The sequence below is a fragment of the Rhodococcus sp. NPDC003383 genome, from assembly GCF_053589115.1.
The window spans coordinates 47,779-74,067 of record NZ_JBSFRG010000009.1; the positions used below are offsets into that span (position 1 = coordinate 47,779).

22 protein-coding genes are annotated in these 26,289 nt (G+C 67.5%); 14 read left to right on the plus strand and 8 right to left on the minus strand.

The genetic code is table 11. From position 1 onward, the window contains the following. Positions 1-18: 18 nt before the first annotated feature. The 5 genes from ACWDTS_RS10545 to ACWDTS_RS10565 all read right to left on the minus strand — a co-directional run bounded on the left by ACWDTS_RS10545 (position 19) and on the right by ACWDTS_RS10565 (position 5,043). On the minus strand, positions 19-1,176 hold the full coding sequence (locus tag ACWDTS_RS10545; RefSeq protein WP_450118135.1) for an alkaline phosphatase family protein: 1,158 nt from the start codon (positions 1,174-1,176) through the stop codon (positions 19-21). A gap of 28 nt (positions 1,177-1,204) precedes the next feature. Then, the gene (catC, locus tag ACWDTS_RS10550) at positions 1,205-1,489 is read right to left on the minus strand and encodes a muconolactone Delta-isomerase (protein ID WP_197251925.1); all 285 of its coding nucleotides are present in this window, start codon (positions 1,487-1,489) and stop codon (positions 1,205-1,207) included. A gap of 50 nt (positions 1,490-1,539) precedes the next feature. Next, complete coding sequence (locus ACWDTS_RS10555; protein ID WP_248674216.1) at positions 1,540-2,667, minus strand: muconate/chloromuconate family cycloisomerase; 1,128 nt, start codon at positions 2,665-2,667, stop codon at positions 1,540-1,542. Between the two features lie 100 nt (positions 2,668-2,767). Further along, positions 2,768-3,619 carry a catechol 1,2-dioxygenase gene (gene catA, locus ACWDTS_RS10560; RefSeq protein WP_248674217.1) on the minus strand — a complete coding sequence of 284 codons (852 nt, stop codon included), beginning with the start codon at positions 3,617-3,619 and terminating at the stop codon, positions 2,768-2,770. Between the two features lie 488 nt (positions 3,620-4,107). Beyond that, complete coding sequence (locus tag ACWDTS_RS10565) at positions 4,108-5,043, minus strand: AraC family transcriptional regulator (protein ID WP_450108793.1); 936 nt, start codon at positions 5,041-5,043, stop codon at positions 4,108-4,110. A 192-nt stretch (positions 5,044-5,235) separates the two neighbouring features. Here ACWDTS_RS10565 and ACWDTS_RS10570 point away from each other — a divergent pair, with 192 nt between their 5' ends. The 10 genes from ACWDTS_RS10570 to ACWDTS_RS10615 all read left to right on the plus strand — a co-directional run bounded on the left by ACWDTS_RS10570 (position 5,236) and on the right by ACWDTS_RS10615 (position 18,048). Continuing rightward, a complete protein-coding gene (locus ACWDTS_RS10570; protein ID WP_248674219.1) occupies positions 5,236-5,802 on the plus strand; it encodes a flavin reductase family protein in 567 nt (188 codons plus the stop codon). Positions 5,803-5,847: 45 nt separating this feature from the next. Beyond that, on the plus strand, positions 5,848-7,464 hold the full coding sequence (locus tag ACWDTS_RS10575; RefSeq protein WP_248674220.1) for a 4-hydroxyphenylacetate 3-hydroxylase family protein: 1,617 nt from the start codon (positions 5,848-5,850) through the stop codon (positions 7,462-7,464). An 81-nt stretch (positions 7,465-7,545) separates the two neighbouring features. Beyond that, on the plus strand, positions 7,546-8,037 hold the full coding sequence (locus tag ACWDTS_RS10580) for a hypothetical protein (RefSeq protein WP_248674221.1): 492 nt from the start codon (positions 7,546-7,548) through the stop codon (positions 8,035-8,037). Between the two features lie 283 nt (positions 8,038-8,320). Beyond that, positions 8,321-9,694, plus strand: coding sequence for a benzoate 1,2-dioxygenase large subunit (benA, locus tag ACWDTS_RS10585; RefSeq protein WP_248674222.1), 1,374 nt, complete (start codon positions 8,321-8,323; stop codon positions 9,692-9,694). Between the two features lie 13 nt (positions 9,695-9,707). Beyond that, positions 9,708-10,211 carry a benzoate 1,2-dioxygenase small subunit gene (gene benB, locus ACWDTS_RS10590; RefSeq protein WP_450108792.1) on the plus strand — a complete coding sequence of 168 codons (504 nt, stop codon included), beginning with the start codon at positions 9,708-9,710 and terminating at the stop codon, positions 10,209-10,211. A 31-nt stretch (positions 10,212-10,242) separates the two neighbouring features. After that, positions 10,243-11,859, plus strand: a complete 1,617-nt coding sequence (gene benC / locus ACWDTS_RS10595) for a benzoate 1,2-dioxygenase electron transfer component BenC (RefSeq protein ID WP_450108791.1) — start codon at positions 10,243-10,245, stop codon at positions 11,857-11,859. Then, a complete protein-coding gene (locus ACWDTS_RS10600) occupies positions 11,856-12,650 on the plus strand; it encodes a 1,6-dihydroxycyclohexa-2,4-diene-1-carboxylate dehydrogenase (RefSeq protein ID WP_450108790.1) in 795 nt (264 codons plus the stop codon). Before benC ends, ACWDTS_RS10600 begins: the two co-directional genes overlap by 4 nt. Positions 12,651-12,756: 106 nt before the next feature. Continuing rightward, on the plus strand, positions 12,757-14,088 hold the full coding sequence (locus tag ACWDTS_RS10605; protein WP_450108789.1) for an MFS transporter: 1,332 nt from the start codon (positions 12,757-12,759) through the stop codon (positions 14,086-14,088). An 11-nt stretch (positions 14,089-14,099) separates the two neighbouring features. Then, on the plus strand, positions 14,100-16,784 hold the full coding sequence (locus tag ACWDTS_RS10610) for an AAA family ATPase (protein ID WP_450118194.1): 2,685 nt from the start codon (positions 14,100-14,102) through the stop codon (positions 16,782-16,784). Positions 16,785-16,794: 10 nt separating this feature from the next. Further along, on the plus strand, positions 16,795-18,048 hold the full coding sequence (locus tag ACWDTS_RS10615; RefSeq protein WP_450118136.1) for a benzoate/H(+) symporter BenE family transporter: 1,254 nt from the start codon (positions 16,795-16,797) through the stop codon (positions 18,046-18,048). On the opposite strand, the gene ACWDTS_RS10620 is transcribed toward ACWDTS_RS10615, so the two are convergent. Continuing rightward, a complete protein-coding gene (locus tag ACWDTS_RS10620; RefSeq protein WP_450108787.1) occupies positions 18,045-18,851 on the minus strand; it encodes a class I SAM-dependent methyltransferase in 807 nt (268 codons plus the stop codon). The two genes, ACWDTS_RS10615 and ACWDTS_RS10620, sit on opposite strands and share 4 nt — an antisense overlap. Before the next feature lie 338 nt (positions 18,852-19,189). Between ACWDTS_RS10620 and ACWDTS_RS10625 the strand changes: the two genes are divergently transcribed. Beyond that, complete coding sequence (locus ACWDTS_RS10625) at positions 19,190-19,615, plus strand: hypothetical protein (RefSeq protein WP_450118137.1); 426 nt, start codon at positions 19,190-19,192, stop codon at positions 19,613-19,615. 95 nt (positions 19,616-19,710) lie between these two features. On the opposite strand, the gene rsgA is transcribed toward ACWDTS_RS10625, so the two are convergent. Further along, on the minus strand, positions 19,711-20,619 hold the full coding sequence (rsgA, locus tag ACWDTS_RS10630; protein WP_450108786.1) for a ribosome small subunit-dependent GTPase A: 909 nt from the start codon (positions 20,617-20,619) through the stop codon (positions 19,711-19,713). Between the two features lie 257 nt (positions 20,620-20,876). On the opposite strand from rsgA, the gene ACWDTS_RS10635 reads away from it, so the two are divergent. From ACWDTS_RS10635 to ACWDTS_RS10645, 3 genes are all read left to right on the plus strand, one after another. Continuing rightward, positions 20,877-21,584 carry a polysaccharide deacetylase family protein gene (locus ACWDTS_RS10635; protein ID WP_197251132.1) on the plus strand — a complete coding sequence of 236 codons (708 nt, stop codon included), beginning with the start codon at positions 20,877-20,879 and terminating at the stop codon, positions 21,582-21,584. 90 nt (positions 21,585-21,674) lie between these two features. Beyond that, on the plus strand, positions 21,675-22,682 hold the full coding sequence (locus tag ACWDTS_RS10640; protein WP_197251131.1) for an NAD(P)H-dependent glycerol-3-phosphate dehydrogenase: 1,008 nt from the start codon (positions 21,675-21,677) through the stop codon (positions 22,680-22,682). 91 nt (positions 22,683-22,773) lie between these two features. Continuing rightward, a complete protein-coding gene (locus tag ACWDTS_RS10645; RefSeq protein ID WP_450118138.1) occupies positions 22,774-24,216 on the plus strand; it encodes a flavin-containing monooxygenase in 1,443 nt (480 codons plus the stop codon). On the opposite strand, the gene ACWDTS_RS10650 is transcribed toward ACWDTS_RS10645, so the two are convergent. After that, complete coding sequence (locus ACWDTS_RS10650; RefSeq protein WP_450118139.1) at positions 24,196-26,160, minus strand: aconitate hydratase; 1,965 nt, start codon at positions 26,158-26,160, stop codon at positions 24,196-24,198. The genes ACWDTS_RS10645 and ACWDTS_RS10650 overlap by 21 nt on opposite strands. Positions 26,161-26,289 lie beyond the last annotated feature (129 nt).

Consider the following 26,289-nt stretch of genomic DNA (forward strand, 5'->3'; position numbering starts at 1 on the left):
CCCCCGGCGTCGCCCGGATCATCGGCTGTGCAGGCGGATCGGATCCGGCGACAGCAACGGAATCAGCAGTTCGTCGTCGGTGAGCGCACCGTGCTGGCCGGGCATCCGCGCCATGACGAGCTCCCCGTCGGTGCGGATCACCGACGATTCGCCGCGCCCGATCGCGACGATGTCGCCGACGCGGCTCGCCGCGTCCGGGGACGGTTCCGGCCCGAAGAGTCCGGCGGCGAGCACGTCGTCGCGGGTGCCGACCCACATCTCGTCGCCGAGTTCGTTGCGCCAGCGTTCGAGGACCGCGTCGGGCCGTTCGGTATGGACGTGGCGGCAGCGGGGTTCCCCGGCGATGTAGGTGACGTCCTCGGACAGACCGTCGCAGTGGTCGTAGTCGAAGCGCCGGCCCCGGGTGGTGTCGACCATTCCGTGGTCGGCGGTGACGACGAGTCGTGTTCCGTCCGGTAGCGCGTCGGCGAGTTGTTCGACGAACCTGTCGACGACGGTGAGCTGCGCGAGCCACGCCGGGGACTCCGGACCGTAGAGATGGCCGAGGGTGTCGACCTCACCGAGATAGCCGTAGACGAGGGTGCGTTCGGCGGAACCGACGGCGGTGACGATCCGGGCGAGCAGATCGCCGTAGGCGGAGACACCGACGAACCTGCCGCCGCGCAGCACGGCCCGTGTCAGTCCGCTGCCTTCGAATGTCCGCGGGACCACGGTGGTGACGGCGATACCGCCCCGCTCCGCGCGTTCGAACACGGTCGGGTGCGCCTGCACGAGTTCCGGGACGAGCTGGGTGCGCTGGTCGATCGCGGTGCCGGCGAGTGTCCAGCGCAACCAGTTGAACGGGCTGCGGATCTCGCGCAGGTACGCCTGGTATCCGGTGACGCCGTGCCGCCCCGACGGCAGACCGGTTCCCAGCGACGCGAGGCTCACCGCGGTGGTCGTCGGGAATCCCGCGCGGATCGGCTCCCCCGTCATCCCGGTCAGGAACGGTGCGGCATTGCTGTTGCGTTGCAGCAGATTCCAGCCCATTCCATCGACGAGCAGCACGACGGTGCGGGCGCACTCGGTCAGTTCGAGCCGGTTGCGTTCCCCGGCCACGCCCGCGGATGCGAGCACCGACGGCAGCAGATCCGCGAGGGTCGGCTGTTCGTAGACGTCTCGGAGCGGCAGACTCATACCCCGAGTATGGACCGTCGACGCGTGTTTACTCCTTGATGTCCGATCCGTGCCTGGTCAACGGCATGATTTCGATCTTCATGAAGGGGAACAGCGGAAGGTTCCACAGGATCTCGTGCAGTTCGTCCGCCGAGTCCACGTCGAAGATGCTGATGTTGCTGTACTGGCCGACGATGCGCCAGATGTGCGGCCACTTGCCCTTGCGCTGCAGTTCCTGGCTGTACGCCTTCTCCTTCGCGATGGTGTCGGCGCGGACCTCGGGGTCGAGGTCGCGGGGGATGTCGACGTCCATGCGAACGTGGAACAGCGCCATGGTCGATTCTCCTGATCCGGGCTTGTCTGATCTTGGTCTGGTCGGTCTGGTCAGTCGCGGGCGAGGTGCTTGACGACGTCCATGTCGAGTTCGACGCCGAGGCCGGGGCCCTGCGGGAGGTGCACCTGGCCGTCGGAGTAGTCGAGCGGCGTCTGCAGCAACTCGACGGCGAACAACTGCGGACCGAACAGTTCGGACCCGTAGTCGATGCCGGGTTCGGCGCACGCGAAGTGGACGGACGCGGCGGTGCCGATCGGACCTTCGATCGAGGTGGCGCCGTGGCAGCGGAGCCCGGCGGCCTTCGCAACCGCGACGACCTGCTTGCTGCGTTGCAGCCCACCACATTTCGTCGTCTTGAGTGCGATGACGTCGGCGGCGCCGCGCTTGGCCACTTCGTATGCGTCGTGCGGGGTCTGCACGGATTCGTCGGCCATGACCGGCGCTGCAACCCTCCGGTTGATCTCGGCGAGAACGTCGAGTTGCTCTGCGGGGGTGGGCTGTTCGATGAGCTCGACCCCACCGTCGACCAGTTCCGGCACGTGACGCAATGCGGTGAAGCGGTCCCATCGGGCATTGACGTCGATGCTGAATCCGACCTTGCCGTCGAACGCCTCGACGACCTTGACCACGCGTTCGGTGTCGACCGCCGGATCGAGCGCACCCATCTTGAGCTTGAAGGAGAAGTTCAGGCGCTGCTCCATCTTGTGGGTGACCTCCTCGACGATCTCCTCGAGGGGAGCGGCACCGAGAGCCCACCGCACGTCGACGCCGGTGCGGAACGCACCGCCGAGCAGCGTGTGCACCGGGACGCCGAGACTGCGCGCCCACGCGTCGTGCAACGCGACGTCGACAGCGGCCTTCGCGAATCGCGCGTTGGCGACGATGCGTTCGAGATCGACCATGATGCCGGTGATGTCGTCGACGCCGCGGCCGGTGATGTACGGGCCGATGTAGCGGTCGACGATGGCCTTCATCGTCTCGACCGATTCGCCTCCCCACCACGGTCCGCCGGGCACGACGCCTTCGCCGTAGCCGGTGACGCCGCCGGCGGTGGTGACGGCGACGAGCAGGATCGGCTGCGCCTCGGCGGTCGTGGTCGCGAACTTGTGGGGGCGGATCAGCGGGACGTCGAGAATCGTGGTCTCGACGGAGACGATCTTCAGGTCCGTGTCGGACATCGAGGGAACTCGCATTCGGGTCGGTTGCCGGTGGACTCGCGCTCGTGCGTGGTTTCGGTAGGGGGTGCTACCGAAACCACGCACGAGGGGCGGGGGCCGGTCAGGCCTCGGGGTCGAGCGCGAAGTTGTAGGTCACCTCGGCGACACCGTCGGCATTCGGCTTCGGGTCCAGGATGAGCTCCGGCTTCGTCGCGGAGGCGACGTCGCTGTCGACCCAGTCGCCACCCTTGAAGTAGAGCTGGGTGGTGATCGAGCGGTGTCCGGCACCCTTGACCATCAGGTGGAGGTGCGCCGGGCGCCACGGGTGGCCGCCGTAGGAGTTGATGAACCAACCGGTCGGTCCGTCGGCCGGGATCTGGTACGGCGCGGGCTTGAGCGTGGTGATCTCGAAGTAGCCCTCGTCGTCGCAGACGATCGTGCCGCGCAGGTTCCACTCGGGAATGCCGGGAGCGAACTGGGAGTAGAAGCCGTCCTCGTCGGCGTGCCACAGTTCCACCGTGGCGCCGGGCAGACCCTTGCCGTCGAGGTCGGTGACCTGCCCCTTGAAGATCAGAGACGGTGCCGCAGCATCCTTCTCACGCATCGGCATCGTGCACTTGGACGGGAGCTTCGGCGAGTTCTCGACGTAGTACGGGCCTTCGATGCTGCCCTTGGTGCCCGCGTAGTTGTTGCGCTCGTAGTGCACGGCCTCGACCTCGTGCTCGAGGTACACGTCGAGCCACAGCGGCCATTCGCCGTACTCGCCGACGTCGATGAGCCACTGCTTGAGGACGCGGTACTCGTCGTAGGTCACCTGGTGCTTGTGAACGACGTCGGTGAGGGCCTTCAGCACATCCTGGATGATCGCGCCGGCGCGCTCGACCGAGGTGTCGGACGTGACGCGCTCGCCCTTGAACTTGTCGGTGGCGGCATTGCCCGAGCCGAAGGCGGTGGGGTTCTCCGTGGTGGTCATGGACACTCCTCGTGAGGTCGAACTGGTCTGACGCGACAGTCGCGAAAGTTGTTGGGGGGCTTTGCAGGGGGCTGGCCTGTGGCCCGAGGCGAAATACGCTCTGCGTACAACGGCGCGCACTGCGTACGTTGGATACTGTGCGCGCTGTCACATCGGTTGTCAACCACATGTCGAGACACATCCCGCAAATCCGCAGGTGAGTGGAGTCGATGCCTAGCTGAAACCAGGTAGATGCCCGAGGTACCGTCGGCCCCCACTCCCACCGGCGCCGAACTCGCCAGTGCCACAGTGCTGTCCCCACCCTGCCGCCCCGGGATCCGGTCGACCCTGCGAAAGCCGGTCCATGTCAACGACACCGGTGTCCGGCGGGTACCGACCTCACGCAGTGTCGGAAGTCCCGGTCGAGACCGTTGCTCCGCACCTGATCGAACCCTCGGTTCGCACAACCGAATCCGACCCGGGGCCGGCCCCGGCCTGCAACGACTCGCTCAGGAACGCAGCGTCTCGGACGGCGCGACGCCGTACTTGCGCCGGTAGGCGGCGGCGAACCGGCCCGTATGGGTGATACCCCACTTGAGTGCGACGTCGGTGACGCAGACATCGCCCCGATCGGCTTCGGAAAGCTCCGCGTGGATGCGCTCGAGGCGCAGGTCGAGCAGGTATTCGCGGGGGCAGACCCCGACGTACTCGCGGAAGCCCTCCTGCAGCCGGCGGACGCTGACCCCGGCGACCTCTGCCATGTCGGCGCTGGTCCAGGCCAGTGACGGATCCTCGTGCAACCGGTCCAGAACCCGCTTGATGATGCGCGGCCGCGCGACCGCGCCGGGGTCGGTCTCCTGCATGACAGCGAGGACGAACGCCGAGATGATCGCCCCGGACAACTGGTCGGCGACCAGCGGATTGTTCCAGGGTGAGGCGCCCGATTCGAGGTTTCCGACCATCGCCCCGAGCATCGACAACCAGTTCTTCCCGGCCTCGGTCGTCAGGTCCGCCTGCGGAGGCAGCTGCAGTCCCGGCCGCCCGAGCACCCGGGCCATCTCCCGGTGCAGGTAGTCCCGTTCGAGCTTGACCCCGACGATCTCGCAGTCCGCCGTCCACCGCGTGATCGCCGCCGCGGTGTCGGGACGGAAAACCGTGGCGTAACCGTGCGGGGAGACGACCTCCCGCCCCTCGCTCACCGACTCTATCTGCCCAGCTAGAGGGATGTTTACGGCGTAGGCACCGGGGTGATCGGACTCGAGCGACACCTCGGCGCCCCAGCCGACGCGGGCGAGCCGTAACGGACCGAGATCGACCTTCCGCAACGTCACCTGCGGGGCGGTGACGGCATCGGACGGACGCAGCGAATGCGGGAAGTAGGCGTCGGACACCACTACTTCCGCTTCATCCCAATTGTCGGGAATCTGCACGTCATCGGTGCGCATTCACCCTCCTCGGCTCACGTTTCGGGGCTTTGGTCCCAGTGTGACCGGCAACACTACCTCCTGCAAACAAGGTCGCCGGTCACTTCGCCGCGCAAGGTGGATAGTCGCCGCGCTCAGCGGATCGCGCACCCCCTTCCGCTCGGAATATGGTCTGGATCACACCACGACGGATCGACCGGAAGGGCCTCCGAGATGGACCAGCGAGAGCTTCGAAACATCTTCGGGCAGTTTGCAAGTGGCGTCACCGTCATCACCTGCAACAACCACGAGGGCACCCCGCACGGGGCCACCGTCACCGCATTCACCGCGGTTTCGCTCGAACCGCGACTGTGCCAAGTGACCCTGACGCGCACTTCGAAGGCGTGCCGCTTCCTGTCCGGTGCGCCGTTCGCGGTGAACATCCTCGCCGACGACCAGATCGACACCGCCATGCACTTCGCGGGACGTCCCCAGTCCCCCGAACCCGTGTGGGAGCAGGGCCCGACTGCCCCGATCCTCGCCGGCACCGCAGCCACCTTGTCGTGCGTGCCGTGGCGCGAATACGACGGCGGCGACCACATCATCTACATCGGCGAGATCGTCGACGCCACCGCCCGCGCCGACGCACAACCGCTTCTCTTCTACCGCAGCACATTCCACGACCTCGGCAGACCCAGCGCGTCCGCCGCATGGAACGGATCGCTCGACGACCCGCACAGCGGATGGTTCGACGCATCCACCCGCTTCACGCCCATGCGCATCGCCGTCCCCACGGCGTGACCCCCGTACTTCTTCATCACCTTCCCCGTCACCAGGAGAAATGACATGACCACGACCGAGCCCCGCCCCACCGAGACGGTCGACCGATCCAAGGTCAACGTCGCCGCCGACTGCGCGGCCAACCAGCAGCAGAACTTCACGAGCCGCCCGATGACGGGGGACGAGTACATCGAGTCGATCAAGGACGGTCGCGAGATCTACCTGCACGGAGAGCGGGTGAAGAACTACACCGAGCATCCGGCCTTCCGCAATTCGATCCGCATGACGGCCCGCCTGTACGACGCGCTGCACACCGGCGAGCACGTGGACAAGCTCACCACCCCCACCGACACCGGCAACGGCGGCGTCACCATGCCGTTCTTCCGTACCCCCAAGTCCGCGGACGACCTGCGCGCCGACCGCGACGCCATCGCCACCTGGGCCCGCCTGACCTACGGCTGGATGGGCCGCAGCCCCGACTACAAGGCCTCATTCCTCGGCACCCTCGGCGCCAACGACGAGTTCTATTCACCGTTCCAGGACAACGCGAAGCGCTGGTACCGGGAATCGCAGGAGAAGGTCCTGTACTGGAACCACGCGATCATCAACCCGCCGGTGGACCGGTCGCTGCCGCCGGACGAGGTCGGCGACGTGTTCATGAAGGTCGAGAAGGAGACCGACGCCGGTCTCATCGTCTCGGGCGCCAAGGTCGTCGCGACCGGCTCGGCGATCACGAACTACAACTTCATCGCCCACTACGGCCTGCCGATCAAGAAGAAGGAATTCGCGCTGATCTGCACGGTGCCGATGGACGCCCCCGGCATCAAGCTCATCTCCCGTGCGTCGTACTCGCAGAACGCCAACGTCGTCGGCTCGCCGTTCGACTACCCGCTCTCCTCGCGCATGGACGAGAACGACGCCATCTTCATCTTCGACAAGGTGCTCGTGCCCTGGGAGAACGTCTTCATGTACGGGGACGTCGAGAAGATCAACAACTTCCTCGGCGGGTCCGGCTTCCTCCAGCGCTTCACCCTGCAGGGCTGCACCCGCCTCGCGGTCAAGCTCGACTTCATCGCCGGTCTGCTCATGAAGGCCCTCGACGCCACCGGCGCCGGCGGATTCCGCGGCGTGCAGACCCGCGTCGGTGAGGTCATCGGCTGGCGAAACCTGTTCTGGTCGCTGAGCGATGCGATGGTCAACAACCCCGAGCCGTGGATCGGTGACACCGTCACCCCGAAGCTCGAATACGGTCTGACCTACCGGATGTTCGCGATGCAGGGCTACCCGCGGATCAAGGAGATCATCGAGCAGGACGTCGCGTCCGGCCTGATCTACCTGCCGTCCTCGGCCGCCGACTTCCAGAACCCGGACGTCCGGCCCTACCTGGACAAGTACGTCCGCGGCTCGGACGGCATCACGGCCGTCGACCGGGTCAAGGTCATGAAGGCACTGTGGGATTCGATCGGATCCGAGTTCGGTGGCCGCCACGAACTGTACGAGCGGAACTACGCCGGCAACCACGAGAACGTCAAGGCCGAGCTGCTGTTCGCCGCCGAGGGACGCGGTGACGTCGCCTCCATGAAGGGCTTCGCCGAGCAGTTCATGAGCGAGTACGACCTCGACGGCTGGACGGTTCCGGACCTCATCGGAAACGCCGACGTCAGCGCCTTCTACAAGAAGTAACCCAGACTGCCGCGCGCGGGCAGCAGTGCCCCTACCTGCCCGCGCGCGGTATCGAACCACCACCTCGCGAAGGAGCGCCCGATGTTCCTGGCACAGCCGGATTCCCGACCCCCCTGCATCCCGGAATTCGATGTAGCCGTCGTCGGGCGCTCCTTCGCCTCCCTTCGCGCAGCGATCCGCCTGCGCAACGAGCTCCACCTCTCGGTCCTCGAAATCGACACCGCCACATCGGCTTCGTACGACGAGATCGACAACCGGTGGGACATCCGGTGCGACCGCGAGGTCGTCGCCCACGCCAAGTTCGTCGTCGACGGCGACGGGCACGTGCCACTGAAAGGCCGCGACGGCAACGCATTCGAGGCATCCGACCTCACCGCGTACGGATTCCCCAACCTGTTCCGTCCGGTCCACACGACCCGCACCGACAGCGTCGGATACACGGTCCGGTGCATCGGTCACATGCGGACGCACGGCCACGACTACGTCGAGCGACGCCTGCACACCCCGATCGCCGACGACGACTATCCCGAACTGTCCTTCGACCGTCCCGTCCCGCCCATGTGGGTCGGATAGCACCGCACCCACCTCCCCGCAAGACAGCCGCACACGTCCTGAACGTGTGCGGCTGTCTTTGTGTGCGCAGACACCCGCCGGCGTGGCCGTGTCCAGGGCCTTTCGGCATCACCGCCGGGGGTCCTAGGCACCCCTAGGCATTTCCCCGGTGTGACCGGAGACACAGGGTGGCATCGTAGAGGCATCACGGCGCAGATCCAGCCCACCGAGGATCCGAGCCGGAACCCCCGGACCGATCCCCGCATCGCCATTCCCCCGGTACGACGCCACATTGGAGTTCCCCATGACCGACACCATCGACCACGTGCGTTCCCACCTCGACGACGCCCTCGTCGAGGACGCTGCGAACGGCCGCTACCAGGTGCGGCGCGACATCTTCACCGACGAAGAGATCTTCGAGATGGAGATGAAGCACATCTTCGAGGGCAACTGGGTGTACCTCGCGCACGAGAGTCAGGTGCCCAACGCCGGGGACTACTTCACCACCTACATCGGCCGCCAGCCCGTCGTCATCACCCGCGACAAGGACGGCGAACTGCACTGCCTCATCAATGCGTGCAGCCACCGCGGCGCGATGCTGTGCCGGCGCAAGACCGACAACCGGACCACGTTCACGTGCCCGTTCCACGGCTGGACGTTCCGCAACAACGGCAAGCTGCTCAAGGTCAAGGATCCCCGCGACGCCGGCTACCCGGAACAGTTCAACACCGACGGCAGCCACGACCTGACCCGTGTCGCCCGCTTCGGCAACTACCGCGGATTCCTGTTCGGCAGCCTCAACCCCGACGTCGACTCCCTCGAGGACCACCTCGGCGACACCACCAAGATCATCGACATGGTCGTGGACCAGTCCCCCGAGGGACTCGAGGTGCTGCGCGGCGCGTCCACCTACACCTACGACGGCAACTGGAAACTGCAGGCGGAGAACGGCGCCGACGGCTACCACGTGTCCGCGACGCACTGGAACTACGCGGCCACCACCGCCCGTCGCACGGCCGGGGAATCGGCCAACGAGACCCGGGCGATGGACGCCGGCACGTGGGGTAAGCAGGGCGGCGGCTACCACTCGTTCGAGAACGGCCACCTGCTGCTGTGGATGTGGTGGGGCAACCCGCAGGACCGCCCCCTCTACCCGCGCAAGGACGAGCTCGCCGCCGAGTTCGGGGAGAAGAAGGCCGAATTCATGGTCGGCGCGTCACGCAACCTGTGCCTGTACCCGAACGTGTATCTGATGGACCAGTTCTCGTCGCAGATCCGCCACTTCCGGCCGATCGCGGTGGACAAGACCGAGGTGACGATCTACTGCATCGCCCCCAAGGGTGAGTCCGCCGAGTCCCGCGCCAACCGGATCCGCCAGTACGAGGACTTCTTCAACGCGACGGGCATGGCGACCCCGGACGATCTCGAGGAGTTCCGGTCCTGCCAGAAGACCTACCTCGCGACCGCAGCACCGTGGAACGACATGAGCCGCGGCGCCACGCACGTGCTCAACGGCCCGGATCAGGTCGCGAAGGACCTGGGCATGACCAACGTGCTGTCGAGCGGCGTGAAGACCGAGGACGAGGGCCTCTACCCGATCCAGCACAGGTACTGGCTCGAGACGATGCGCAAGGCCGCCGAGGCCGAAGCCCGGTCCACCGCCGCGAACGAGCGCTGAGGGAAACGAAACAATGACCATTGCAACAGAATTGACGCAGACCGCGATCGAGCAGTTCCTCTACAAGGAAGCACGGTTGCTCGACGACCGCGAGTTCGAGAAGTGGCTCGAGTGCTACCACCCGCAGGCCGAGTACTGGATGCCCGCGTGGGACGACAACGGTGAACTCACCGAGGACCCGCAGCGCGAGATCTCGCTCGTGTACTACCCGAACCGCGGCGGGCTCGAGGACCGGGTGTTCCGCATCCGCACCGACCGCTCGTCGGCGACGTCGCTGCCCGAGCCCCGCACGGGCCACAACATCACCAACGTCGAGATCCTCGAGCGCCGCGGCACCGAGATCGACCTGCGCCACAACTGGTTCTCGCTGTACTACCGCTACAACACGACCGACACGTACTTCGGCACGAACTTCGTCACCCTCGACGTGTCCGGACCCGAGCCGGTGATCCGGAAGAAGAAGATCGTCCTGAAGAACGACTACATCCACCACATCGTGGACGTCTACGTCGTCTGATCACCCCGATTCACGAAAGAAGGCACATGCCATGAGCTTTCAAGTGGCACTGAGCTTCGAGGACGGGGTCACCCGCTTCGTCAAGTGCGGCCCGAACGAGACGGTCGCGGACGCGTCGTACAAGGCGCGCATCAACATTCCCCTCGACTGCCGGGACGGCGCGTGCGGCACCTGCAAGGCGCTGTGCGAGTCCGGTAGCTACGACGGCGGCGACTACATCGAGGAAGCGCTGACCGACGACGAGGCCGAGCAGGGCTACTGCCTGCCCTGCCAGATGACACCGGAATCCGACCTGGTGCTGCAGATCGCGACGACCTCCGACGTCGCGAAGACCGCCGCCACGACCTACTCGGCGACGATCACCGACATCCGCCGGTTCTCGGACAGCACGATCGGTTTCAGCGTCGAGATCCCGAACCGCGACGATCTGGTGTTCCTGCCCGGCCAGTACGTGAACATCACGGTGCCCGGCACCGACCGGAGCCGCTCGTACTCGTTCAGCACCGGCCCGAACGACGAGCACCTGTCGTTCCTGGTCAAGATCACCGAGGGTGGACTGATGTCGGAATACCTGCGCGATCGCGCGCAGGTAGGCGACACCCTCGAGTTCACCGGCCCGCTCGGCAGCTTCTTCCTGCGCGAACGCAAGCGCCCCGCGCTGCTGCTCGCCGGCGGCACCGGTCTGGCCCCGATCCTCGCGATCCTGGCCACGATGCAGGAACAGGGCAGCGACCTGCCCGTGCACCTGATCTACGGTGGCACCTTCGACCGCGACATCGTCGAACTCGACACCCTCGAGGGGTACACGAAGTCGCTGCCGAACTTCAGCTTCGACTACTGCGTCGCGGATCCCGACTCGGCAGCACCGAACAAGGGGTACGTCACCTCGCTGTTCGAGCCGAAGCATCTCAACGACGGCGACGTCGACGTGTACCTGTGCGGCCCACCGCCGATGGTCGAGGCGGTGCGCACCCACTTCGGGAACGAGGGCGTCACCCCCGCCAACTTCTACTTCGAGAAGTTCAACAATTCCGCGGCCGGTTCCGACCAAGGTGCCGTGCAGGTCACCGAGCCCACCGACGCCGAGCGTGCCGCGGCCGAGAAGGCTTCCGCCGAAACCGGTCTGCCCGTCTCGCTCGGAGCCGCGAACCCCACCGTGGCGGACAACTACGAGATCGGCGAGGAGCACCCGCCCGTCGCGGAGTCCGATGCCCAGTTCGACGCCCGCATGGCACTCGAACTCGGCGCGCTCGAACTGACGATCGGCCGGCTCACCGACGCCCAGCTCGCCGAGTTCCGCTTCCTGGCCGAGGCATCGACCGCGTCGATCGAACGCGACCGGTTCACGGACGCCGCCGCGTTCACCGACACCAACGCGGCGTTCCACGAATTCCTGTTCCGCTGCTGCGGCAACCCGGTGCTGCTCGAGGCGTACAACCGGCTCGAGGTCACCCAGCTGATGCGCCGCGTGCTGCGCACCGCGCAGTGGGTGGACGAGCAGGTCCCCCACGACCATCTGAAGATCGTCGAGGCGTTCGAACGCGGAAACCGTGCCGCGGCACGCGATCTCATCGTCTCCCACGCCCAGCACGCGAAGGAGACCATGCGTCGCGCCATCGAGGACCGCAAGAAGGCGGAAATCGCATGAGCCCCCGCGTCTTTCCCGGCCGGTTCGACGACCGCGCGGTCGTCGTGACCGGTGCCGCACAGGGCATCGGATGCGCGGTCGCGAGGCGGATCGCGGCCGAGGGCGGCGACGTCGTCCTGATCGACCGCGCCGACCTCGTCCACGACGTCGCGAAGGAACTGCGGGAGAACGGCGCCCGCGCGCATTCCGTGACCGCCGACCTCGAAACGTTCGAGGGCGCACAGGCCGCGATCGACGAGGCGCGACAGCAGAACGGGCGCATCGACGTGCTGATCAACAACGTCGGCGGAACCATCTGGGCCAAGCCGTACGAGCACTACACGCCCGAGCAGATCCAGGCCGAGGTGCAGCGCTCGTTGTTCCCCACACTGTGGACGTGTCGGGCGGTCCTGCCGCACCTGATCGCGCAGAACTCCGGCACGATCGTCAACGTCTCGTCGGTCGCGACCCGCGGCGTCAATCGCGTCCCGTACGCGGCCGCCAAGGGCGGGGTCAACGCGATCACCGCGGCACTGGCACTGGAGGTCGCGCAGTACGGGATCCGGGTGGTCGCGACCGCACCGGGCGGCACCGACGCCCCGGCCCGCCGGGTCGCGCGCGGACCGGCAGCGCAGACCGACCAGGAGAAGACCTGGTACCAGCAGATCGTCGACCAGACCGTCGACTCGTCGCTGCTCAAGCGGTACGGCACGCTCGACGAGCAGGCCGCCGCCATCACGTTCATGGCATCAGAGGAAGCCTCGTACATCACCGGCACGGTTCTGCCCGTCGCCGGCGGCGATCTGGGCTAGCCCGCCGCCCCCGGGCCTCACCGACAGGGCCATTTCCGGCCCCGACGGTGAGGCCCGTTTTTCTCTCCCGATTGTTTTGTGACAGCCCTCACCAACTGGAGTGATCATGACCCAGCCCACAGAATGGGCGAGTGCGCGGCACCGCCGTTCCGTCCTCTGGATCGTCGCGCTGGCGACGCTCGCGATCGTCTTCGACGGCTACGACCTGGTCGTCTACGGCACCATCCTGCCCACACTGATGGCCGACCCGGGCCAGCTCGGGCACATCTCCGCCGAGCAGGGCGGTGCGCTCGGCTCGTACGCACTGGTCGGCGTCATGGTCGGCGCGCTGGTCACCGGCGCCTTCGGTGACCGCGTCGGGCGGCGGAAGATGATGCTCCTGCACATCGTCTGGTTCTCCGTCGGCATGGCCGCCGCGGCACTGTCGACGAACCTCGCGATGTTCGGCGCGCTGCGGTTCTTCACCGGCATCGGCGTCGGAGGGCTCGTGGCCACCGCCGGTGCCGTCGTCGCCGAGTTCGCACCGGCAGGCAAGCGCAATCTCTACAACGCGATCGTGTACAGCGGCGTCCCCGCCGGCGGTGTCCTCGCGTCCCTGCTGGCGATCGTGCTGCGCGACGCGATCGGCTGGCGTGGCCTGTTCCTGATCGGCGCGCTGCCGCTGGTGATCCTGCTGCCCCTCGCCTTGGCGAAACTCCCCGAGTCGCCGCAGTGGCTGATCTCGCGCGGTCGCACCGACGACGCCGCCGCGGTCTCGTACAAGTTCGACATCCCGGTGCCCGCACCCTCGGCGCCGACCGTCGAGAAGGCCGGTTTCGCTGCGCTCGCCACCCGTCGGTATGCTTGGGGAACAACACTTCTCGGACTGATGAGCTTCTCCGGACTGCTGCTCACCTACGGGCTGAACACCTGGCTTCCGAAGATCATGGCGGACGCCGGGTACAACGCGAAGGGCTCGCTCGCGTTCCTGCTCGTCCTCAACGGCGGCGCGATCCTCGGCGGCCTGCTCGCCTCCCGAGTCGCCGACGGTCGCGGACCCCAACCCGTCGTCGTCACCACCTTCGGTCTCGCCGCCCTCGCCCTGGTGCTGCTCACCTTCGGGTTCCCGCTGCCGGTGCTCCTCGCCGCGGTCGCGATCGCCGGTGTCGGCACGATCGGCACCCAGGTGCTCATCTACGGCTTCGTGTCCAACTACTACGAGACCCGGGCCCGAGCCGCGGGCGTCGCGTGGTGCGCCGGGTTCGGCCGCCTCGGCGGGATCGTCGGACCGATCATCGGCGGCGTGCTCATCGGTGCAGGTCTGAGCAACAACGTCAACTTCTACATCTTCGCCGGAATCGCACTCGCCGGTGCGGTCGTCACCTTCTTCGTGCCGGCCCGTCCGACCGCGCCGAACACCGAACCGGAGCCTGCGGTCGCGGCTACCGTGGATGTGTGACGGGATCTTCCATGCTGGTCGGACGTACCCGCGAGCTCGCAGAGCTCGAACGGATCCTCGACGAGGCGCGAACCGGTACCCCCGGGCTCGCCCTCGTCGAGGGTCCGCCCGGTATCGGAAAGACCACCCTGGTAAGAACTTTCGCCGAATCGCTGTCCGGCTGGACGGTTCTCGGTGCGACCTGCGCAGAGTGGGAGTCGCACCGGGAGTGGTCCGTCGCCGAACAGCTGCTGCAGGCGCCGGTGACGGCGACGGAGCCCGTCGACGTCGCTCACGAGATCCTCGCCGGCCTGACGGGCCCCACGGTGATCGTCGTCGACGACGCGCATCGGTCCGATCCCGCGTCGCTGCAGGCGCTGTCGTCCTTGATCCGCCGCGCCCACGGTCACCCGCTCTTCATGATGTGGCTGATCCCCGACGTTCTGCCCGAGACCGTCGACGGCGAGGTCGCCCACATCCTCGACATGCACCGCACCGTCACGGTGCACGTCGGGCCGCTCTCCCCCTCGGACATCTCCCAGCTGGCCCTAACACGTGCCGGCGTCGACCTGTCCGCGTGGACGGCGCGACGCCTGTACGAACACACCCTCGGAAGTCCCCTTCCGACCCTGCAGGTCATCGACGAGATGCCCCGATCACAGTGGCAGCACTGGCAGGACCGGTTCCCGGCGCCGAAGCAACATGCCGCGACGGTGCGCCGGAGGCTCGCCGGCTGTTCGGAAGAAACTCGCCTGCTCGTCGAATCGGCGGCGATCCTCGGTACCGACAGCTCCCTCGCGCATGCCGCGTCACTCGCCGAACTGGACGACCCGACGACCGCCCTCGACGACGCCCACACGGCCGGGTTGCTCACGATGCGGGAACAACGCGGTGTCGTCACGCTGTCGTTTCCGGACCCGATGACCCGAGCAGCCGTGGTCGACGGGCTCGGCCCGGCGCGACGGCAGGAACTGCACGCCCGGGCAGCGGAGATCGTCGACGACGAGGGCGCCTCCCTGCTCCATCTGGTGTCCGCCACTCACCGGTCCGATGCCGGCCTCGCCGACCGCCTCGATCGGTACGCGCAGGCGCGCGCGTCGGACGGAGCGTGGTCGGATGCGGCCGAGGCCCTCATCATCTCGAGCCGGATCACCCCGGACCGGGAGTTGCGGACCGAACGCCTGATCCGCGGAGTCGACGCACTCACCGGTGCCGCCGACCTCCCGCAGGCGCTGACGTTCGTCCCCGAGATCGAAAGCGCCCCTGGTGGTCCCATGCGTGACGCCGTGCTCGGGTACCTGGCCATCCAACGCGGGCGCGCCGCCGAAGCACACGAACTGCTCACCCGCGCCTGGACATCGATCGACGACACCGACGCGGATCCACAGCTCGCTGCGTTGATCTGCCAGCGCATGGTGCTGCACTCGCTGGCCGGGCTGCGCGGTGACGAACTCGTCGAGTGGGCCGACCGTGCCGCCGCACTGGTACCCCGGGCCACGCCGGCCGCCGTCGAATCCGCGGCCGTCCGCGGTCTCGGTCTCGCCCTGACCGGTCGTGTCGACGAGGGAGTGGCGTCGTACGCGACCCTCTCCGACCACGTCGGATCGGGCGCCCAGAGCCAACGTTTCCGCATGGCCGAAGGCTGGCTGGCGCTGGCGCTCGACGACCCCGGCCGGGCGCGGGCGGAACTCGAATCGGCGGAACCGACCGCGTTCCGGGGAGGCTCGCTACGCATCTCGCTGTGGGCGCAGGCATGGCTGGCCCGCACCCAGTTCTCGCTCGGCGAGTGGGACGATGCGATCCGCACGGTCGATCGTGCGGCCGCCCAGCTCGACCGCACCGGACTGGATCTCCTTCGCCCCCTTGTGCACTGGACCGGCGCTCAGATCCATGCGCTGCGCGGGGACCGCGCCAGGGCGCGCGAACACCTGCTGCGAGGCCGCGCGGGCACCCACGACTACGCGATGATGCTGGCGCCGTCGGCGATCTCGGCAGCGCAGGTCTCCGAGATCGCAGCGGAATACGGCGACGTGCTGCGGCATCTCGAACCGCTTGCCGCCGTGCAGCACCGGCAGGGACTCGACGAACCGGGCTTCTGGCCGTGGCCGGACCTGTACGCCAACGCACTCGTCATGACCGGACGGGTGGACGAGGCCGACGTATTCCTCCGCCCCTTCGAGGAACGCGCGGCCGCACGCGGACACCGGTCCGCGATGGCGCGCGTCGGATACGTGCGCGGTCGAATCCAGGGCTCGCGCGGCGACATCGACGCGGCACGTGACACTTTCGAGTCTGCTCTCGCGCAACTGGCGCCGCTGCCGTTGCCGTACGACCGTGCCCGGGTGAGCTACGCCTACGGGCAGACGATGCGCCGGGCGGGTCGGCGCCGCGAGGCCGACGCGGTGATGCGCTCGGCCCGGGAACTGTATTCGACGCTCGGCGCGACCAGTTACGTCCAACGTTGCGATCGTGAACTCAAGGCGGGCGGCCTGAAGGCCGGTGAGGAGACCGCGGACCGTTCGGTCGACGCCGTCGCCCTCACCCCGCAGGAACAGGCGGTGGCGGCACTCGTCGCAGCCGGCCACACGAACAAGGAAGTGGCCGGCGAACTGTTCCTGTCCGTCAAGACCGTGCAGTATCACTTGACCCGGGTGTACGCGAAGTTCGGTATCCGCTCCCGGAGCGAACTCGCGGCCCGGTTCCGAGAACAGGAGTAGTTGTTTCAGAATGACCGCAGTCGACGAAGACGCCCGGACCGGCGCCGATACCGTCCTGTTCGAACGTCCCGCGCGACCACGCACCACTCTGCGTCGGCTCGGTCGCGACCTCGGGCCCGGATATGCAGCCAACGGCCTTGTCGGGCTGATCTTCTCGTGCACCGGACCGGTCGCGGTGATACTCGCCGCCGGTGCCGCCGGAGGACTGAGCGCACCGCAGCTCGCGTCGTGGATCTTCGGGGTGTTCGTACTCAACGGAATCCTCACCATCGCGATGAGCCTCGCGTACCGTCAGCCGCTCGGGTTCTTCTGGACCATCCCCGGCACGGTGGTGGTCGGCGAATCGCTCACGCACCTGAGCTGGCCCGAAGTGATCGGCGCGTACGTCGTCACATCCGCACTGATTCTGCTGCTGGGACTTTCGGGTCTCGTGCGGCGCGTGATGTCGGCGCTGCCCATGCCGATCGTGATGGCCATGGTGGCCGGGGTGTTCCTGAAGTTCGGGGTGGATCTCGTGCGGGCACTCGACGCCGACGTCGCGATCGCGGTGCCGATGGTCCTGGTGTTCCTGGCGCTCAGCGCAGTTCCGCCTCTCGGCAAGTGGATTCCGCCGATCCTGGGGGCGCTGCTCACGGGAGTGGTCGCGGTCGCGGTGTCCGGCCGGTTCGATCCGGTCGGCGACGATGCCGGGGTGTTCGCGTCACCCGTGTTCACCGCGCCGGTGTTCACGTGGACGGCGATCCTGGAACTCGTTGTTCCGCTCGCCATCACGGTGCTGGTCGTGCAGAACGGGCAGGGTGTCGCGGTGCTGCGCAGCGCCGGACATCACCCGCCGATCAACGTGGCGACGGTCGCGTGCGGGGTGTGGTCCTTCGCGGCAGCGGCGGTCGGCGCCGTGTCCACGTGCCTGACCGGACCGACCAACGCGTTGCTGGTGTCCTCCGGCGAACGCAGCCGCCAGTACACGGCCGCCGTGACGTGCGGCGTACTGGCGATCGTGTTCGGCTCGTTCGCACCGCTGTTCGTGCGGTGGATGACCGCGGCGCCCGTCGCATTCGTCGCCACGCTCGGTGGGCTGGCGATGCTGCGGGCACTGCAGGGCGCGTTCGTCGCCGGGTTCGGTCGCACCCACACGATGGGCGCGCTGGTTGCGTTCGTGGTCACCGCGTCGAACGTCGCGTTCTGGAACATCGGCGCCGCATTCTGGGGCCTGGTCGCGGGCGTTGCGGTGTCGTGGCTGCTCGAGCGCAGCGACTGGACTTAGTTTATGCGGCAGAGGATCTCGCTGTGGAGCAGTGCGAACCAACCGTCTTTGTCGGCAGTCCAGGTACGCCAGCCGTCCGAGATGTGGGCGAGGTCGTCGCCGGTTGCGAACCCCAGTTCGATCGCCCGATCGGCGTAGTTCGACTTCAGAACCCGGTCGGCCCACGACCCGCCCCACCACTCGCGGTCCTCGTCGGACGAGAAGCACCATGCGCTCGCGGTGCAGACCACGTCGTCCAGGCCGGCCGCGTGCGCCCAGGCACGGAGGCGTCGCCCCGCGTCGGGTTCGCCACCGTTCGCGCGAGCGATGTCGTGGTAGAGCGACAGCCATCGGTCGAGTTCGGGATTCTCGGGGTACCAGGTGAAGGTGCCGTAGTCGGCGTCACGGGCTGCGACGATGCCACCCGGCTTGCAGACCCGAGCCATCTCGCGCAGCGCCTGCACCGGGTCGCCGACGTGCTGCAGAACCTGGTGAGCGTGGACGACGTCGAACGAGTCGTCGGGAAAGTCGAGTGCGTGGATGTCGGAGACGACCGTCTCTGCATTGGTGATCCCGCGCCGGGTGAACTCGTTCCGGGCGAGATCGAGGGCCTCGTCGTTCATTTCGACCGCGGTGACCTCGGCGACCACCCCGGCGAAGTCCGCGGTGATCGTCCCGGGACCGCATCCGACGTCGAGGAGAGTCATGTCGGGCCGCAGGTGCGGCAGCAGGTATACGGCGGAGTTCTCGGCCGTGCGCCAGCGATGACCGCGCAGCACCGACTCGTCATGACCGTGTGTGTAGACGACCTCTTCGTTGCCCATGGTTCGAGCCTAAGCGCATTGCCCAATAAATGGGAATGCAATCCCAAAATATGAGAAACAAGGATGCGGACGTGTCGCTGCACAGTCCGTTAACAAAGCAAAGTATTCTCGCCGTATGACGACGCGATGTGTGCCGGGATCGGATCACTCCCCGGATCCGGACCGACTCCGGTCCCGACCGGAGTGCCTGCCGTTCTGATCGGTTGATCACCGCCGTCATCACCACCTCCTGATTCCTGCTTCGAACCGCTCGTCTCCGACGGGCGGTTCGTACTCGCATGACCAGGAAGGGTGGATGTGCACGATCCGCAAGTAACTGTCACAAGGAGATTCCGACATTGAAGAAGCTGATGGCGACCTTCGCTGCCACTGCCACACTCACCACGGGTGCGGCGGTACTCACCGCACCGGCGGCGCAGGCTGCGACCATCTCCGGGAGCGCGGTCAAGTACGTGTTCTGCAGTGACAGGCAGTACAACAACGAGATCGACTACTACGACCGGTACGGCAAGGTGAACAAGTACGTCACCCTGAACAACGCAGACGGGAACGCCTTCTGCGGAGCAATCGAGGTCAGCATCGAATCCGATTCGTACGTCTGGGCCTCGATCTCCAATGACGATGCGACATATACCTACGTCGCGATCTACAACGTGTACTACCCCCTGTTCTCCGGCAGCACCGGGGCCCCGCCGCAGTACACCCTGGTCGCCCGGGATGAGGACCACAGCCGCTACGGGTCCAGCTTCGCGATGGCGTACTGACCAGGACAGTCCTTCGGGGCTCCCGTCCAGCCCGAAAGGCCCTCGGCTCCAATCGAGCCGAGGGTCTCGGTGTAGCAGGCTCAGGCCGTCGCGCTTCAGCGGTCGCGGTAGTACGCCCGGATCGCTCGGCTGATCACCTTGGCCTCCCGGTTCCGCTCGTGCCGCAACCGCGCATCGGCACGCGCCGCTACCCACTCGTTCTCGCGGCGCAGCTTTCGGTGACTCTCCACCCGTCGCGCGTCGAGGTCGCCTTGTTCGACGGCAGCGCGGACCGCACATCCAGGCTCGGTCTCGTGCGCACAGTCCGTGAAGCGGCAGTGCTGCGCGAGATCGTCGATCTCGGGGAACACCGCGGCGATACCGGCATCGGCGTCCCACATTCCGACCCCGCGCAGGCCCGGTGTATCGATGAGGGTGATGCCGTCTCCCAGCGGAAACATCTCCCGATCGGTGGTGGTGTGCCGGCCCTTGCCGTCGCCGTGCCGCACCGGCGCTGTTGCCTGGATGTCGCGGCCGCACAACGCGTTGACCAGCGTCGACTTCCCGGCACCGGATGCCCCGAGGAACACGACGGTGCCCTGGATCCGGTCGCGCAGTTCGCTCAGCCCAGCCCCTTCCGGCGCACACACCTCGACCACGTTCGCGCCGGGCGCGAGCGCCACGACCTGCTCGAACACCGGTTCCGTCGTGACGTCGACCTTCGTGAGCGCGACGACCGGCTGAGCTCCACTGTCCCAGGCCAGGGCAAGCAGGCGTTCCACGCGGCCGAGATCGAGCGTGTCCGCCGCGGCCGTCACCACGACGGTGTCCACGTTTGCGGCGAGGACCTGCTCCTCCGATCGCCCCGACGCGTCGGCGCGACGGATCGCACCGGTACGCGGCAGCACGGCGCAGACCGTGCCGACCGTGTCACCGTCGGTGGCAGGTTCGCGCACGATCACCCAGTCGCCGGTACAGACCCGATGACCCGACGACCGCACCCGCAGCGGGCCCGCGGAGGTCACGGCTTCGCTGTGGCCGCGACCGGCCCGCACGATTCGTCCCGGCGTCCCCTGAATATCGCTGTCCGCGAAGCATTCTGCAATCCGCCGAGTCCAGCCGTACTCGGCCAGAGGTTCGATTCCGGGTAGGACATCGGGGTGCACGGTGACTCCTGATTCATGGTGGCGCGCGGGGCCCATGTCCCGCTCCGACAGATTCCGATGGTGAACCCGGTGGCACCGCAGCGCAATCGAATTTCCGGATGGGGCAGCCTGGACCGATGACGAGACGCCTCCGCATCGTGATCACCGTCGCCGTCGCGGTGCTGCTCGTGATCGCCACCGTGCTCGGGCTCTACACGCTCTCGAACTCGCGCACCTACCAGCTTTTCGGCGATCTCGTGCACCGGGTCGAGACCGACGACAAGCTCGTCGCGTTGACCCTCGACGATGGACCGTCCGACCGCACTCCCGAAGTTCTGCGTGTCCTCGCCGAAGCAGGTGTGCCGGCGACCTTCTACGTCACCGGCACCGAGCTGGCCGCACACCCCGAGATGGGACGCGCGATCGTCGAAGCCGGGCACGAACTCGGCAACCACACGAAAACGCACCGGCGGATGATCCTCGTCGGCGGCGACACCGTGCGCGAGGAGATCGAGAGCACGGACGCGCAGATCCGCGCCGCCGGGTTCGACGGCGACATCACGTTCCGCCCGCCCTACAGCAAGAAGCTCGTCGTCCTCCCCCGGTATCTCGACGCACACGACCGGACCACGGTGATGTGGGACGTGGAACCGGACTCCGTCGCCGCCGACGCGGCCACGATGGTCGACACAGCACTCGCGCAGACCCGCCCGGGGTCGATCATCCTGCTGCATGCGATGTATCCGGCACGGCAGTCGTCGCTCGACTCGATTCCGGGGATCGTCGCCGGTTTGCAGGCGAAGGGCTTCCGGTTCGTGACGGTCTCGGAGCTCCTCGGCTCCTGACCGACCGAAACGTACCCGCTGGTCCCCGCCTCCTGACACGCTGGAGATCTGTAGGACTCACCGGCAGAAACCAGACAGGAGTGATCGCAGATGGCACGTCCGGTTCGCGTCGTCGTTCTCGGTTCCGGATCGTGGGGGACCACGGTCGCGGGGCTCGCGGCCCAGAACACACCGACGCTGCTGTGGTCGCGGAAATCCGACACCGCGGCGGAGATCAACGAGGAGCACCGGAACAGCCGCTACCTCGGCGACCGCGAGCTTCCCGCGGAACTGCGCGCCACCGACGACCTGGTCGAGGCCGCGCACGAGGCGGACGTGCTGGTCGTGGGTGTGCCCTCCCACGCCGTGCGGGAAACGCTCGAGCAGATCGCCGACGAGGTGCGCGCGTGGGTGCCGATCGTCTCGCTCGCGAAAGGTCTCGAGCCGGGCACCCGGCTGCGTCCGACCGAGGTGGTCGCGCAGTGCATGCCGGGGCACCCGGTCGGGTTGCTCGCCGGCCCCAACATCGCCAGCGAGATCGCCGACGGCCTGGCTGCCGCGGCGGTGGTGGCGATGCAGGACGAGTCGATCGCGAGCGCGCTGCAACCGCTGTTCGCGGCGAAAGTGTTCCGCGTCTATCGCAACACGGACGTGCTCGGCTGCGAGTTGGGCGGGGTCCTGAAGAACATCATTGCGATCGCGGCCGGCATGGCCGAAGGTCTCGGGGTCGGCGACAACACCCGCGCAATGGTGCTCTCGCGGGGACTCGCCGAGATGATCCGGCTCGGTGTGGCGATGGGCGCGCAACCGCGGACCTTTTCGGGCCTGACCGGCATGGGCGATCTGATCGCCACGTGCATGAGCCCGGCGTCCCGCAACCGCCGAGTGGGCGAGGCGATCGCACGTGGGCTGTCCGTCGAGGAGGCGGTCGCCGAGTTGGGGCAGGTCGCCGAGGGTGTCAAGACCGCGCCGACGGTGATGGAACTGGCCCGCGAGTACGGCGTCGAGATGCCGATCGCCGCCGAGGTCGAAGCGGTGGTCGCGGGACGTCACACCCCCACCGAGGCCTACCGCGGTCTCCGGAAGCGCGCGCCCGGTGACGAGGAAGACCTCGTCTGATCAGCCGAATATTCAGCTTTCTCGGAGAGACACTAGAGAGCTATAGATTCCCCGATTTGACTGTTCAAACCACAACTTGAACACTGTTCAGGTGTCGTCGTCCACAGAAGTGCTCATCATCGGCGCCGGATTCGCCGGCCTCGGTGCCGCCGTGCACCTGCACCGCCGCGGCCGCGACGTGCGGGTTCTCGAACGCGCGGATTCCCTCGGCGGAACGTGGCGCGACAACACCTACCCGGGATGCGAATGCGACATCCCGCCCGCGCTGTACTCGTACTCGTTCGCCCCGCAGGCGACGTGGGCCCGGGGACGCGCCGGCCAACCGGAGATCCTCGCGCACCTGCACGAACTCGCCGACGAACCCGGCCTGCGCGAGTGCATCACGTGCGGGGTCGGCGCCACCGGCTGCCGCTGGGACGAGCACACGCAGCGCTGGCACGTCACCACGGACCGCGGAACCACCTACGAGGCACGTTTCCTCGTCCTCGCGGTGGGCGCGCTCAACGTTCCGCGGACACCCCGCTTGGACGGGACGTTCGACGGCCCCGCCGTCCACACCGCACGCTGGGACCACTCCCTCGACCTCACCGGCCGACGCGTCGCCGTCGTCGGAACCGGCGCCAGCGCGGTACAGATCGTTCCCCGGCTCGCCGAGATCGCGGCTCACGTCACCGTCGTGCAGCGCACCGCACCGTGGATTCTGCCGCGCACCGCACCCCGGCTGCCGCTCCCCCGTCCGGCTCGGCGGGCATTCGAATACTGGCGCGCGGAAGCGCGATTGGGCTCCTTCACGGGTTCGCCGGACCGGCTCGAGGCTCGCGCGCTGAGGCACCTGCACGATCAGGTCACCGATCCGGCGCTGCGTGAGGCACTGACCCCGCGCCACCGAATCGGATGCAAGCGAATCCTGTTCTCCGACGACTACTATCCCGCCCTGAGTCGGGACAACGTCGAGCTGGTGCCGTCACCGATCGCACGGCTCGCCGGGAACTCCGTCGTCACCGCGGACGGTCGCGAACACCCTGCCGACGCCCTGGTGTATGCCACGGGATTTCACGTCTCGGGCGCGCTCGCATCGGTGCCGGTGTCCGGTCGGGGCGGAATCGTCCTTCTCGAACGCTGGGCGCGCGAGGGCGCGCAAGCGCACCTGGGTGTCACCGTCTCGGGGTTCCCGAACATGTTCGTTCTGGGTGGCCCCAACACCGGCCTGGCACACACGTCGGTTCTCACTATGCTCGAATCCCAGTTCCGTTATGCCGCAGCCGCGATGGACGTAGCCGATCGCGAAGAAGTCGAGGCCCTCGAGGTAGACGAGCAGGCGCCGGCCCGGTTCGGCGCCGAGATGGCCGAGCGGTCGGCGGGAACCGCGTGGACGTCCGGCTGCGACAGCTGGTACCTCGACCGCGGTGGCATCAACCGTTCGTTGTGGCCCGATTACGCGTGGCGCTACCGGTGGCGCACCCGCAGGTTCGACCGCGAGAACTACCGCGTGCCGGTACCTTCGACAGAGCCGTCACCGACCTTCCTGCCGTAGCGCGAGTTTCGGAATGATCCCGCCGGCCAGCACATCCTCGAGTTGCCGGGGCGACAGCCTGTGCCGCACCGGAATATCGGTGTTGCGGGTCGAGTTGTGCACCGAAAGCTCGGGTCCTGCCACGAGCGCGTCACGAAGCCCGTCGAGGACGAGCACGTCGCCCTGCTCGATGACGTCGTAGTCGTCCGGGTTCGCGAATTCGAGGGCGAGGACACCGAAGTTCGCGAGGTTCTGCCAGTGGATCCGCGCGAACGACTTCGCGAGCACGGCGCGGAGACCGAGATACCGCGGCGTGATGGCCGCGTGCTCACGCGACGATCCCTGACCGTAGTTCTCTCCCCCGACGACGATGTGTCCGGTGGTGTCCTTGGTTTCCGCGGCCCGCTCGGGGTAGGTTTCGTCGACCTGAGTGAACGTGAATTGCGAGAGCTTGGGGATGTTGGACCGGAACGGCAGTGCCCGGGCTCCCGCCGGCGAGATCTCGTCGGTGGAGATGTTGTCCGCGACCTTCAGCAGAACAGGTGACTCGATCCGGTCCGGCAGCGGCGGGAAATCGGGCAGCGACGAGATGTTCGGCCCCTTCACCGGTTCGATCCCGCGTGCGTCTTCTTCCGGGGGCGGCGGGACGAGCATCGCGGTGTTCACCGAGGCCTCGGCGGGCAGGTTCAATTTCGGGTAGTCCGTGCCTACCTCCGCGGCCCAGTCGCGGGGATCGGTGATGCGACCGGTGAGTGCGGACGCGGCCGCGGTCTCCGGCGAACACAACCACACCGAATCCTCCCGGGTTCCGGACCGGCCGGGGAAATTCCTCGGCATGGTGCGCAACGAGTTTCGCCCGGTCGCCGGGGCCTGCCCCATGCCGATGCAGCCCATGCATCCGGACTGGTGGATGCGAGCTCCGGCAGTGATCAGGTCGAGCGTGGCGCCCATGCGGGTGAGGTCGGAGTAGATCTCCCGCGAGGACGGGTTGATGTCGAAGCTGACCTCCGGAAGGGTCTGCCGCCCGGCGACCATCGCGGCCGCGATCGCGAAGTCGCGCAGTCCGGGGTTTGCCGAGGACCCGATGACCACCTGCGCGACCGGTTCTCCGGCGACCTCCCGCACGGGCACGACATTGCCCGGCGACGACGGCTTCGCGATCAGCGGTTCGACGGCGGACAGGTCGATGTGCTCGACCAGGTCGTATCCCGCACCCGGGTCGGCGGCAACCTCGACGAAGTCGTCCTCCCGCCCCTCCGACCGCAGGAACTCGTGCACCGCGTCGTCGGCGGGGAACACGGTGGTGGTTGCACCCAGTTCGGCGCCCATGTTCGCGATCACGTGGCGGTCCATCGCCGTGAGCGTGTCGAGGCCCGGCCCGTAGTACTCGACGATCCGCCCGGCGCCGCCCTTGACGCCGTGCCTGCGCAGCATCTCGAGAATCACGTCCTTCGCCGAGCACCACGGCGGTAGCGCACCGGTCAGCTCGACGCCCCAGATCTCGGGCATCCGGAGGTTCAGCGGCTCACCGGCGATGGCCAGCGCAACCTCGAGGCCGCCGACTCCGATGGCGAGCATCCCGAGCGACCCGGCCGCGGGGGTGTGCGAGTCGGATCCGGCCAGTGTCTTTCCCGGAATCCCGAATCGCTGCATGTGCGTCGGGTGCGAGACGCCGTTGCCCGGCTTGGAGAACCACAGTCCGTACCGCAGGCAGGCGGTACGCAGGTACTCGTGGTCTTCGGCGTTCTTCTCGTCCGCCTGCAGCAGGTTGTGGTCGACGTACTGGACGCTGACCTCCGTCCGCGCCCGATCGAGGTTCAGCGCCTCGAGTTCCTGCATCACCAGGGTCCCGGTGGCGTCCTGGGTGAGGGTTTGATCGATCCGGATCGCGATCTCCTCGCCGGGGTCCATACTCCCCGACACGAGATGCGTTCCGATGAGCTTGCGCGCAACGTTCTCCGGCATGGTGGCTCCCGTCCGCGCCCGGGGCACCGAAGGCCGGCCGGGCGGCACTGTCGATTCACTTCCTCCAGGATGCTCCGATTCGACCGCGGGAACTACCGCATTCCGGGGCCTGGGGCCCCCGTGGCGACC

Bases quoted from the DNA above. Each gene is read 5' to 3' on its own strand.
- ACWDTS_RS10545 (WP_450118135.1), bottom strand. From the start codon at position 1,176: ATGAGTCTGCCGCTCCGAGACGTCTACGAACAGCCGACCCTCGCGGAT.
- catC (WP_197251925.1), bottom strand. From the start codon at position 1,489: ATGGCGCTGTTCCACGTTCGCATGGACGTCGACATCCCCCGCGACCTC.
- ACWDTS_RS10555 (WP_248674216.1), bottom strand. From the start codon at position 2,667: ATGTCCGACACGGACCTGAAGATCGTCTCCGTCGAGACCACGATTCTC.
- catA (WP_248674217.1), bottom strand. From the start codon at position 3,619: ATGACCACCACGGAGAACCCCACCGCCTTCGGCTCGGGCAATGCCGCC.
- ACWDTS_RS10565 (WP_450108793.1), bottom strand. From the start codon at position 5,043: ATGCGCACCGATGACGTGCAGATTCCCGACAATTGGGATGAAGCGGAA.
- ACWDTS_RS10570 (WP_248674219.1), top strand. From the start codon at position 5,236: ATGGACCAGCGAGAGCTTCGAAACATCTTCGGGCAGTTTGCAAGTGGC.
- ACWDTS_RS10575 (WP_248674220.1), top strand. From the start codon at position 5,848: ATGACCACGACCGAGCCCCGCCCCACCGAGACGGTCGACCGATCCAAG.
- ACWDTS_RS10580 (WP_248674221.1), top strand. From the start codon at position 7,546: ATGTTCCTGGCACAGCCGGATTCCCGACCCCCCTGCATCCCGGAATTC.
- benA (WP_248674222.1), top strand. From the start codon at position 8,321: ATGACCGACACCATCGACCACGTGCGTTCCCACCTCGACGACGCCCTC.
- benB (WP_450108792.1), top strand. From the start codon at position 9,708: ATGACCATTGCAACAGAATTGACGCAGACCGCGATCGAGCAGTTCCTC.
- benC (WP_450108791.1), top strand. From the start codon at position 10,243: ATGAGCTTTCAAGTGGCACTGAGCTTCGAGGACGGGGTCACCCGCTTC.
- ACWDTS_RS10600 (WP_450108790.1), top strand. From the start codon at position 11,856: ATGAGCCCCCGCGTCTTTCCCGGCCGGTTCGACGACCGCGCGGTCGTC.
- ACWDTS_RS10605 (WP_450108789.1), top strand. From the start codon at position 12,757: ATGACCCAGCCCACAGAATGGGCGAGTGCGCGGCACCGCCGTTCCGTC.
- ACWDTS_RS10610 (WP_450118194.1), top strand. From the start codon at position 14,100: ATGCTGGTCGGACGTACCCGCGAGCTCGCAGAGCTCGAACGGATCCTC.
- ACWDTS_RS10615 (WP_450118136.1), top strand. From the start codon at position 16,795: ATGACCGCAGTCGACGAAGACGCCCGGACCGGCGCCGATACCGTCCTG.
- ACWDTS_RS10620 (WP_450108787.1), bottom strand. From the start codon at position 18,851: ATGGGCAACGAAGAGGTCGTCTACACACACGGTCATGACGAGTCGGTG.
- ACWDTS_RS10635 (WP_197251132.1), top strand. From the start codon at position 20,877: ATGACGAGACGCCTCCGCATCGTGATCACCGTCGCCGTCGCGGTGCTG.
- ACWDTS_RS10640 (WP_197251131.1), top strand. From the start codon at position 21,675: ATGGCACGTCCGGTTCGCGTCGTCGTTCTCGGTTCCGGATCGTGGGGG.
- ACWDTS_RS10650 (WP_450118139.1), bottom strand. From the start codon at position 26,160: ATGCCGGAGAACGTTGCGCGCAAGCTCATCGGAACGCATCTCGTGTCG.